Genomic DNA, 9,697 nt, shown 5'->3' on the forward strand with positions numbered 1-9,697 from the left:
AGTTCGGTCCCTATCCGTCGCGGGCGTAGGAAATTTGAGAGGAGCTGTCCTTAGTACGAGAGGACCGGGATGGACATACCGCTGGTGTACCAGTTGTTCCGCCAGGAGCATAGCTGGGTAGCTACGTATGGAAGGGATAAGTGCTGAAAGCATCTAAGCATGAAGCCCCCCTCAAGATGAGATTTCCCTTGGAGTTAATCCAGTAAGACCCCTTAGAGATGATGAGGTTGATAGGTCTCGGGTGGAAGCGCGGTGACGTGTGGAGCTGAGAGATACTAATCGGTCGAGGACTTATCCTAAAATAAGAATTGAATTCACACTCAAGAAACTTATATGTATGTTATCTAGTTTTGAAAGAATGATTTCTTTCAATAAAAATATAAACTGACAAGAATTTAGATAATCTGCTCCTGCGTCTTCTAGTATTGCTTCGAAGAAAGCTTCCTCGTCGCAAATCTGCATGTAGCAAATTCTAAGAAGCATCGCATGATGTGATTGAAGTCAGTAGATTTAGTGACGATAGCGAAGAGGTCACACTCGTTCCCATGCCGAACACGATCGTTAAGCTCTTTTGCGCCGATGGTAGTTAGGGGCTTCCCCTTGTGAGAGTAGGACGTTGCTAGGTAAAATGAAAAACACATTCCGATGGGGTGTGTTTTTTTATGTGCTTTCGGAATTTGAATATTTGCGTTAAGTGGTGCTGCATCTGCGTCTGCTAATATCGCTTAGAAGTAGGCTTCCTCGATGCAAAGCAGCATGTAGTAAATTCAAAAGCAAAAGAAGTAATTCATGAAGTGATTGAAGTTAGTAGCTTCGCCGATGGTAGTTAGGGGCTTCCCCTTGTGAGAGTAGGACGTTGCTAGGTAAAGTAAAGAACACATTCCAATGGGGTGTGTTTTTTTGTGTGTTTTCGGAAATTGAATATTTGCGTTAAGTGGTGCTGCATGTGTGTCTACGATTGGTGCCTGGTGTCACCGACCGAGGCACCTTTATTAATTCTTCCTATTGTGAAACAAGATTCTTCGGGGAGTGACAGGCACGAATCCAATTCGATTCCATTTTGATACGACTAAATGGAATAATTTCTTCATGATGTTGTAGTCGACATGACTATCCTTTTTAGAGAGAGTAGAGTGATTAACCTTTGGAAGTCCATACTGGTCGCCTACATCCGCGCAATCTCGATAACTATTAAGTTCATTCATTGAAGCGTAGAGTAAATAATTAATGAGTGTTAACACATCAATTTTGCGTGCTGTATCCTTGTAGCCGATAGCATACCGAATGATAGTCATTTCTTCTTCTGAAACAATCTTTTGAAACAAATTGTGGAATTTGATATTCTTCTTTATGAGGGCACCTCTTCTTTGTTTGTCAGCAAACATCATTCTACAAGAAAGGTGTCCTTCTTGGTACATTTTTGTTGGATTTTATTGGTTAATCAACACTCATGTTCTAAATCCTTTAAAAATGTCCCCGAGCAAGAACCAACCCGTTGCATTATCTTATTGTAATATTCATACAAACCGTTCTTCCACCAACATTACAACAAACTCCATTATTGTAATAACAGTTTTCTTCTAAACCTAATTCCTTCATTATTACATTTAATCTTTCTGTATTTCCGGTTTGAATTAACGAAACTACTTCATTTGCTAACTGTTGATCGAATGCAATAGCATTCAAAAAATGACTCCAGTTGATAATAGCAAGTCTTAATGCTTCGGCTTCTGTTATTTGTCTAGAATAATTTTGTGTTGGATCGTGTCTTTGAGCTGTTGGTAGATTGTAGTAGTAATTGGGATACATTTGGTTCGGATAATACGGATACCATTGCATATTATTCATGAATAAAACCTCCCACTTTTATTTTGTGTTTATCTACAAATGTCTAGATATAACAATATATGATTAGCTCAAAATGAATGTTAAAGAATAGAAATATTTATTTAGTGTAGTGATGTAATAACCATTCGGAAAATAAAACATCGGCCATTTTTTCTTGATGGTATTTTCTTATGATTTGGCGTACTTTTTCATCTTTATACAAACGAAAGCAAGCTTGACACTGATGTGCATACATGTTTTCCCACTTTATATCAGGGTCATGCTTTGAAGCCCAAGCTAAGATTCTTTCAGGTCCTTCAACCTTAATCCATCTTTTTAAAAAATCAGATTCAGCACTTTGGTCTGCTTCCATTAAAGTCATTTTATCGATATTCCCTAATTGTAATTCAGGAATTTTTCTCATGCCGATCCCACAGCAAGCTGCGATATTTCCATTGGCTAAAAGGGTTGTAGTTGATAAAACACTATCACAACCTTTTACTACAGGGAGATTATCGCGGTTTTTAGTTAATCCATCTGGATAATGGTATGAAGGATTTGTGTCAATCGACATCCAAGGACTTTCAATAATATTTATAATACCGTTTGGATAGGAATAGATGATTTCTTTAAAAGTATGGTGATTTTCGATAAAACTTTTTGTTATGGAACGATCTCGGAATATTTCACACATTATTGTTACTGGAAGACCGTGTTCAACGGCTGCTAACGAAGCATTCATGACATTTTCTAATGGGACGAATCTGGTATGTTGGTCTCCTGTACTAAAATTTATTTCAGTTAGCCCTGCATCTAGCAATCTCTTAACTATTTTTCGTGCTGGGTCCATGGACTTTGCCCAATGTGCATTTGTAACCAAACGTACAGGTAATCCACATTCATTAGCCTTCTTTATTCCTGAAATTAACTCTTTTTTATATAAGGTAGCCTCACCGCCTGTGAATACGATTAACTGATAATCAAGGTTAGCTGCTTGGTTAATTGCTAAATGAACATCCTCTAAAGTAAGACGAACTTTATTATTTGGGCTACTTAGTGTTCCGCAATTTTCACATTGAGCGTTGCATTGGTACGTTAATAAAATGGAAAGAATTTTTTTTACCGGTATAGGACTAAGCATTGCGTCATCCATTTGCATGACCACCTTTAGTATTGAAAACTTTAATCATTAAATTTGAAATTAATTTCAAGTTTTCTCGATCTAACCCCATCCACCAACAAGATTCCTCGGTTCTAGGAAGAGAAGGTGGGGTTCCTGTTACTGGGTGAGGTTGAGTAAATCGAACTGATACTTCTTGAGAAACTCGGAGTGCCACAGGGTGAGAAACCCGAAATGATACAGGTAGAGAGAGTCTAACTGAAACTGGATGGGAAACGCGAACTGAAGTGTCGATGGTTGGAAAAGTAGGGTGCACAATTTTAACGCTAAATGCTACTACTGCTGTAGCAACAGCTGCTGCCGCTGCAACGACTAATATGATTGCAACAGAAACGATACCTTCAGGCGAACCGTTCGGTATTTGTCTACTATTATTTAAATAATGATTATTGAGTAAATACAAATTTAGTTGTTTTCTTGTATTACTTTCAGTAAAGATAGCATTTATGGTATCAGTATATATCTTTTGAGGTTCTAACACTTCATTATTTTTTTGGTATATGACATATAATGGAGAGCTCCGTACATTGTTTAATTTTTCATTTATTCGTTTGGTATATTTATTATTCCAATCTAAAAATGCACGGTCTTGTAACAAGTCAAACATTAATAGGTTTTCAGAACTCACTTTACCTAAATTTATTTCTCCCTCTATTTCTTCATAAAATTCATCTAAAATAACTTTCGAAGGATTATTTAAGTAGTTATTCCGGGTTTCGGCATTATTTAACTTTTTGAATAGTGATGATTCTATTCTGTTGAGCCAATCATAATTAAGGATAAGCGAATCCATTCCACACCTCCAAAAATGTTTTGCTCTGTACAGAGGAATCATATGTGTAGTACGAACTTTTTTAGAACAACAACATTAAAAAGTTCGCCATAGAGGAAAGAGTTGTGTAAGTTATACACATGATGCACCAATGACATTTTAATAATCAAAATTGGGTAACTGTACATTTTTGGAGTACTACATTCGTTTCGTTGATATGAACAAAAACGTTATTTCTGACAATGTGGCGAATGCCAGTGCCTTTAATTACATACAAAACACTCATTTTTAACCTTTTTGTAGGAAATGACGACGAAGTAAATACAGTCTATTTGTAGGAAAATTTATTTTACAGAATAACAATTTATTAAGAAGTTTAGGTGCCGGTAGCTAATAAAAATCACAGAAAAAAGAACATATGTTAACAAGGGCAAAAATAAACATCATCCAATCTAACGGCCATCGATTCTGCACCGGCATTGATTTCTATTCGTAGATCGGTTAATGAGCTCCTGAAGCCATTCATAGGGATCCTATAGGCAAATCGAAAGTATTTGTTTTCGTAAGGAATATTGTCATAAGGTATAATGATCGGTGCTCCAAGATAATTCGAAAAACTAACAACAATTCTCCCATCTGTAAATCCTGTCAATCTAGTTATAAAAAATATTAGTTCGTAATTGCCTTCAGTTGGTCTAGGAACATCTCTTAAATTAATGTATTGCGAGATGCTGGCAGTCCCAAAACGCCTAGCACTCATATAAACATAATATTGACCTGTTCTAGCTCCAATACTAGATTTAATTAAAGAAACATTTCCTGTGTCTCTCCAGGGTAAAAGTACTCCTTGTTCAAAACCTCCATTAGTAAGTGACATTAAATCATCCCCTTTATTCCATTAGACAGGATGTTAAAATAAGGAGCCCTGTCTATAATAAGTAACAAAAATAAGTGTTGGCTTAAGCTTGATCGTCCTACTATTTTTTGCGGGCTTAATAGGTATATAAAGTATATGCAGGGAGGTGTCACAGTGACACGTGGAAACATGTCATATTTCGTCGATTTAATGATAGATTCATATGTTGAAAATTAGTTGAACGGAACAAGTGGAATAAGGAGACAGGAACCTTGTTCCACCCAAAAAGTGCCTGTGCACTTGTCGAATCATAGTTAAAATGTACCTCTTAGTAACCCTCCGTAAGAAAAATTTGGTTAAAGTCTGGGAAAATAAAGCTTCTTATGGGTATAATGTATGAGTGTTATATTCTTAATCGCTTATGTAATGGAAGGAGAAAAGGACCGGTGACAAAAAACGAAATTGATGCTAAAAAGAGTAATATAAACACGATATTTTCTGATTTTTGGTTTGTAGTTCCTGAATATCAAAGGGCTTATGTCTGGGACAATGATCAAGTAAATGAATTATTGGATGATTTATGGTTTGCTTTTGAAAATAAGAAAGACAGTGAGTATTTTTTAGGTTCACTCGTATTAAAAAACCTCAATAATAATAATTTTAATGAATATGAGATATTGGATGGCCAACAACGTTTAACAACTTTATTTTTATTGATGGGTGTCATTCGTGATTCAGTTACAAATAATTTATTAGTTGATTTTTGTTCTAAAAATATATATCAAGAAGAAAATCCGTTTGCGGGTGTACCTGCTAGAAAGCGAATTGTATACAAAATTCGCGGTGAAGTAGACGAATTTATAAATACATATATTAAGATCGCAGATGGTACAAAAAAAGTGACCGAATTAGAAGAGATATCAAAGGAATCAGACCATCTTACCATTAAGAATATGGCGAATTCGATTGTAGTTTTATCGCAATTTTTCGATATGAAAAATGAAGCAGAAATAACAGAATTTGCTCAATTTTTATTTAAGAAAGTCGTCTTTATCTATGTTTCAACGGAAAATCGTGAAGATGCCTTTCGTCTTTTTACGATTTTGAACAATCGAGGATTACCATTAACTAGTTCTGATATTTTAAAGTCTATTAATATTGGTGCAATTGAAGATGAAAACGAAAGTAATTTATATGCTAAATCATGGGAAGAAATGGAAGGTCAGCTCGATGATGAGTTCGATAGGTTTCTTTCATTTGTCAGAACCATTATTGTGAAAGATAAGGCTAGGTCTAATTTATTAGATGAATTTGAAGAGAAAATTTATGGCAAGCACTTGTTAGAAAAAGGGAAACCAACAATTGACTTATTAAAAAAATATAAATTGTATTATGATAAGTTGTTGAATTTTGAGACTAGTGAAATTACCAATGAATACAAAAATTTAATAACTATCATGCTTATTGGTCTTCCTTCAAGAGATTGGATCCCACCACTGTTTTATTATTATGCTAAATACGGAAAAGAACATCTAACTGCGTTTCTTAAACGGCTAGAGAATAAATTTACAGGTGATTGGATTACACAGTTAACACCGACGCAACGTATTGAAAATATGAATAAAATATTAAAACAGATAGAGTCCACTCCTAATCCTGAAGAATTAGTTCGTAATGATGAATTGTTTACGATCGATAAAGAATATCTCCGTCAAATTTTAAGTAGGAATGTATATGGTAGACGTTTTGCTAGGTACATATTACTAAAATACGAATTTTTGATTAGTGATCATACCGTACATTTATCAGATTATAAAACTATAAGTGTAGAGCATATCATGCCACAAAATCCAAAACATGATTCTACATGGGTACAAGTGTTTACGGAAGAAGAAAGAAAAGAATGGGTTCACAAATTAGGTAATTTAACGCTAATAAGTATGAAAAAAAATACACAGCTAAATAACCTTGATTTTGTAGAGAAGAAGAAAAGGTACCTAGAAAAACGAATCGATGTTTTTAGTGGCAGTAAAATCTTTATTCAAACAAGTGATGATTGGAAAATTGATACAATAAAAAATAGACAACTAGAAATGATCGGAAAACTTGTTAATGATGGATATTAATGTGATTGTTAGAGCTCCCTTTTTGAGAGTAGGACGTTACTAGGCGATATAAAAAACACATTCCAATGGGATGTGTTTTTTTGTTAAATGGAAAATCTAGTAGAATTATAGTAGAATATGTAAATATAATAAAATGTTTGTGCAAACATGACTATAGAACTATGACTGATCGATTAATGTTATAAATAAATTTTTATACCTATATCTTAGTTATTTTTAAGAGGTGACAAGAGTGGCTTATTCTGTACCTGAATCGATTCGATCAACAGCAACGGCAGGTGAGCGGTTGTTGTTTTATACTTTAAAGCATTGCCTACCAGACGATTACATTGTCTATTACGAACCGGAAATTCATGGTCGGCATCCTGATTTTGTTATACTTGGCCCAGATTTAGGAATGGTCGTACTTGAGGTGAAAGATTATACAAAAAACACGTTATTCCAACTTAATCAAGATGAGTGGATCATTCGAACGTCTTCTGGAGAGCAGCAATCGGTAAAAAGCCCAATGAAACAAGCGCGGGATTATATGTTTCATATATCAGACGTTTTAAAAAAGGATAAAAACCTCATTCATTTAGAGGGAAAATATAAATTTAATCTTAAGTTCCCGATGGGCTATGGAGTTGTCTTTACACGACTTTATCAGAAAGACTTTATCCAAAATGGGTTATTTAGCATTTTAGATCCTAATTTAGTATTGTCTAGAGATGAAATTGATCCCGAGAAAGAAAGTTTCTCTGAAGAAATATTTATCGAAAAAATCATCAATATGTTTACCGTACCATTTCGTTTGCAGCAAACACTAACTAATGAGGAGATACGATCAATACGATATCATTTATTTCCCGAAGTTCGTATTAGTGCAGAATTTAAGAAGCCTGTACCGTATCAAGACCAGTTATTGTTATCTCTTCATGATATAAAAATTATGGATCTTCACCAAGAAAATCTAGCGAAACAATTGGGAGATAAAAATCGCTTAATACGTGGTGTGGCTGGTAGTGGGAAAACGCTAATTTTAGCTAGTCGTGCGAAACTTCTTTCTAAAGATCATCCTGATTGGAAAATCCTCATCTTATGCTATAACATATCACTTTCACAAAGCATTAAACAAATGATCAACTTTATGCTCCAAGAACCAGATTCGTTATTTGATTTTGATTTTAGTGAAAATCCACAAGGGGTAGCAGGGAACAAAAATAACATTGCCGTTAGAAATTTTCATGAGTGGCTCAAACATGATTTGAAAATCAGAGAAGATCAGCTGCCTACTGTTTTAGGGCAATTGGAAAATAAGGAAGCCATTTTGCCAAAATATGATGCAATTTTAATTGATGAGGGACAAGACTTTCAACCAGAGTGGCTAAAGTTAGTTGGACACCTATTAAACCCAAATACGCAATCGCTGCTGTTAGTTGAAGATCGTGCTCAAATCATTTACCCTCGCAAACGTTCATATGTACAAGATACTGGTTTAAGTTTTCAAGGTCGCTCAAAAATTTTAAATATCAATTATCGTAATACCGCCCAAATTGTAAAATTTGCATGGGATTTTTACCAATGTCATTCTTCCTTACAAAAGAAAGTTGTTGAAAAAACAGTTGAGGGAATAGAAATCATTGCTCCACAATCAACACGTAGGAAAGGGCCAGAACCAGGTATTTTAAAAGCCGAAAATTTTGGGAAAGAAATGCGAATTATCGCAAAACAAATACAAGTACTTCATGAACAAAAAGGAGTACCATATTCCGAAATCCTTATTTTGTATCGGGTAAAAAGAACACATAAAATGAATATCATTGAAACTATTAAACGTGCGTTAGAAAAAAAAGAATTACCTTATAACTGGATTACCGAAAATGAAACGAGTAAACGAAACTTTGACCGTGATGAAGATACAATCAAAATTAGTACCATCGACAGCAGCAAAGGTCTAGATTTTCAAGCAGTTTTCGTCGTCAACCTTGATAACATGCCATTTCCATTAGAAGAAAATAAAGAACGTGAAGTGTCACTTCTTTATATTGCTATGACAAGAGCAAAAGAATATTTATGTGTTTCTTACACTGGTGAGTCTGAATATACTACTTATTTTGAGAAGGTAAAGGAAGAGAGAAAGATGGCTTTAGACGAACGTGTAGAGAAAAAGGGTGGATGAAGTAATGAGTTATAGGAAGTGGGGGAGCGGATATAGTGCTTCTTAATTAGTAACAACTTTGTAATAAAGGAATTGGGAAGATAAGTTATTATCATATCCTAATGGAACCATGGAACTTTTATGACAGAGATGGATCTGCTGTTTATCTTACAACAATATTACATAAAGGAAGCGTAAGGACCGTCCGAAACCAGTGGAAAAGTATTAAACCAAATTTTTCAACTCTATATATAGATCATCCACCCTAAAGTTAACACGATATTTAGTGAATTTAGAGCATCTTCAGTATTTTTCTCAGACTTTTTCAGCAGTCTCGGACCGTCCCCGTGTTTTTCTTGTGAAACAGTCCTGTGAAACAAAATTCTTCGGGGGGGGGGGGACAGGCACGAATCTAAATAGAAGTAATCATGAAATAAAAGTGCATAACGTTATAAAGTCTATTTTAAAAAATATGGATTATGATCAAGGTTCGCCATCCAAACGAACAACCATTTGTTCATATTTACCGTTAAGAGCTCTTTCGTTGTAAAGTGGTCCCTATGTCAAGGACACTTTGAAAAAAAGGCCTTAAATTTTGATAATTAATATCGTATTCTTCCGTTAAGGAGGAGATACGACAAAAGAACCAGTAACTCTTCTGCCTCAGAAAGTTACTGGTTCTTAAATTTTATCCGTGTCTTAGATGTATTTATGAATAGAAGTTTTATAAAGTCTATTGATAGCTTTCAAGTATTTATGTTGGGGGAAGGTGTTCCGTGTTACGTTCAGAGGTATT

6 protein-coding genes and 2 rRNA genes are annotated in these 9,697 nt (G+C 34.8%); 4 read left to right on the forward strand and 4 right to left on the reverse strand.

Translation table 11 applies throughout. The annotated features are described in order from the left end of the window. Positions 1 to 299 (forward strand): 23S ribosomal RNA (locus BKP45_RS07735); the annotation flags it as partial. Between the two features lie 210 nt (positions 300 to 509). Continuing rightward, positions 510 to 625, forward strand: a 5S ribosomal RNA gene (rrf, locus tag BKP45_RS07740). Positions 626 to 1,500: 875 nt separating this feature from the next. Here rrf and BKP45_RS07750 read toward each other — a convergent pair. The 4 genes from BKP45_RS07750 to BKP45_RS07765 form a co-directional block, all read right to left on the reverse strand. Next, positions 1,501 to 1,848: a hypothetical protein gene (locus tag BKP45_RS07750; protein ID WP_071389165.1), complete on the reverse strand. Its 348-nt coding sequence runs from the start codon at positions 1,846 to 1,848 to the stop codon at positions 1,501 to 1,503. A 97-nt stretch (positions 1,849 to 1,945) separates the two neighbouring features. Continuing rightward, entirely contained in the window at positions 1,946 to 2,980 is a 1,035-nt protein-coding gene (locus BKP45_RS07755) for a radical SAM protein (RefSeq protein ID WP_071389166.1), read from the reverse strand. Beyond that, positions 2,973 to 3,800 carry a hypothetical protein gene (locus BKP45_RS07760; RefSeq protein ID WP_071389167.1) on the reverse strand — a complete coding sequence of 276 codons (828 nt, stop codon included), beginning with the start codon at positions 3,798 to 3,800 and terminating at the stop codon, positions 2,973 to 2,975. Before BKP45_RS07760 ends, BKP45_RS07755 begins: the two co-directional genes overlap by 8 nt. 400 nt (positions 3,801 to 4,200) lie before the next feature. Further along, the gene (locus tag BKP45_RS07765) at positions 4,201 to 4,656 is read right to left on the reverse strand and encodes a hypothetical protein (RefSeq protein ID WP_071389168.1); all 456 of its coding nucleotides are present in this window, start codon (positions 4,654 to 4,656) and stop codon (positions 4,201 to 4,203) included. 425 nt (positions 4,657 to 5,081) lie between these two features. Here BKP45_RS07765 and BKP45_RS07770 point away from each other — a divergent pair, with 425 nt between their 5' ends. Beyond that, a complete protein-coding gene (locus tag BKP45_RS07770; protein ID WP_071389169.1) occupies positions 5,082 to 6,761 on the forward strand; it encodes a DUF262 domain-containing protein in 1,680 nt (559 codons plus the stop codon). 232 nt (positions 6,762 to 6,993) lie between these two features. Then, a complete protein-coding gene (locus BKP45_RS07775; RefSeq protein ID WP_071389170.1) occupies positions 6,994 to 8,922 on the forward strand; it encodes a 3'-5' exonuclease in 1,929 nt (642 codons plus the stop codon). Positions 8,923 to 9,697: the final 775 nt, after the last annotated feature.

This window comes from Anaerobacillus alkalidiazotrophicus (assembly GCF_001866055.1).

Bases quoted from the DNA above. Each gene is read 5' to 3' on its own strand.
- BKP45_RS07750 (WP_071389165.1), bottom strand. From the start codon at position 1,848: ATGAATAATATGCAATGGTATCCGTATTATCCGAACCAAATGTATCCC.
- BKP45_RS07755 (WP_071389166.1), bottom strand. From the start codon at position 2,980: ATGGATGACGCAATGCTTAGTCCTATACCGGTAAAAAAAATTCTTTCC.
- BKP45_RS07760 (WP_071389167.1), bottom strand. From the start codon at position 3,800: ATGGATTCGCTTATCCTTAATTATGATTGGCTCAACAGAATAGAATCA.
- BKP45_RS07765 (WP_071389168.1), bottom strand. From the start codon at position 4,656: ATGTCACTTACTAATGGAGGTTTTGAACAAGGAGTACTTTTACCCTGG.